The sequence below is a fragment of the Pseudoalteromonas atlantica genome (assembly GCF_043641955.1).
GTDB lineage: Bacteria > Pseudomonadota > Gammaproteobacteria > Enterobacterales > Alteromonadaceae > Pseudoalteromonas > Pseudoalteromonas atlantica_A.
Window position 1 is genome coordinate 148 of record NZ_JBHZRV010000003.1, and the last position, 1,654, is coordinate 1,801.

Consider the following 1,654-nt stretch of genomic DNA (forward strand, 5'->3'; position numbering starts at 1 on the left):
TTTGTTATGTGAAAGTAGGTCATCGCCAGGATTTAAATTAGAGAAACCCGTTGCAGCAATGCAGCGGGTTTTTTGTTTTTTAAGGTTTAGTAAATAGCCAAGACCCCATGCCGAACTCAGTAGTGAAACAAAACAGCTCGAAGGCGAGCCCCGGCCGATGATAGTGTAGCATTTGTTATGTGAAAGTAGGTCATCGCCAGGATTTAAATTAGAGAAACCCGTTGCAGCAATGCAGCGGGTTTTTTGTTGTCTAAAATAAAGTAAAGCTATCAGCCGCACAGTGCCAACCTGTTCTCCGTAGCGTAGGTTGAGTAATTGATACCCACGGACAAAAGAACGTCACGACCACCTCAGAGCCCAGTGAATCCCATTAAACAACATTAAGAGTACTTTGTTATGTGACTCTTTACTGCTGTAGGCACACGGTCATCCTACTGTGTAGCGTACCATGGCTCCAAATACAAGAAAGCCCGACTCGAAAAAGTCGGGCTTTTTTGCATCCAGAGCTCTCAATCCACGGTATAAACCAATACTATTTACTAAGTGATCAGGCTTATCCATCCTCTTGATGAAAAATGCTCAAAGCCAGCAATGTTAATGTGGATTACATTCCAGCCCTACCTTCTATATTAGGCTCAACTAATCTGTGCAAGGATAAAGTTGTATTACCGATATATCTTAATGCTTCTCGTAATATTACTCATAGCAGCATATGTGAGTAACAATGAAGAATCATGGTGTCGGACAAAATGTGAAGTAATTATTACTTCATCATACCTATACTATAGCCAACTAAGCTTCTATAACTGCCTTATTACCTTTTTCGCGGCATTAACTAAGCCTTGTATATGGTTTTATAGAATCTGTTGCTGTTTGATCCCTCGGTGCTTTGATACTTTCCTTGTTCAATTCTATAAGTTGCAATTTGTTCATCAAATAGCTTCCCATTTGAGAACCAGCTACTTGCTTAATCAAGTGATACATAGTTTGTGGTTGTGAGGAGCGTAATACGTAAGAAATTATTTTGTGTATATAGAGAAGAAAGTTTTGAATCACACTCTAAGTTATTGTTTTATTTATAAAATGTTTAGTTTTTTATATGGATAACATTTGTTGAGGATTATTATTTATGAAAATACGGATAAGTTAATTTTTTTCATCTATTGGATTTAATTTTATCAGTTGTCAGATAAGAGCTTTTACTCTAAATTTATACATAACAAGCAAGGCGATGAACACTAAAGGTTATTACAACTTAAAGCTAATAGTTTTTCTAGTGAGCTATCGTCATGGCTGCTAATACATTTAGTATCGAATCTTTATAATTGTGTGTGAAGATGTTGTCAAAAAGATGACTCAAGTTAGGGATTAACTTGGCTTGAGTTGCTTTTTATTTTAACCGCCATGCAGTTAGATGAACTAGTTTCATCAATGAATTTAAAAGTGTACAGATTGCACTTAAAACCAAATCTTTATAATTGTGTGTGAAGATGTTGTCAAAAAGACGACTCAAGTTAGGTATTAACTTGGCTTGAGTTGCTTTTTATTTTAACCGCCACGCAGTTAGATGAACTAAGTTTCATCAATGAATTTAAAAGTGTACAGATTGCACTTAAAACCGAATCTTTATAATTGTGTGTGAAGATGTTGTCAA

1 protein-coding gene is annotated in these 1,654 nt (G+C 35.9%); it reads right to left on the reverse strand.

Going from position 1 to position 1,654, the window contains the following annotated elements:
* Positions 1-279 (reverse strand): hypothetical protein (locus ACHUE3_RS07390; protein ID WP_394191684.1); only part of this gene is annotated, 279 nt, incomplete at its 3' end.
* Between the last annotated feature and the right edge of the window lie 1,375 nt (positions 280-1,654).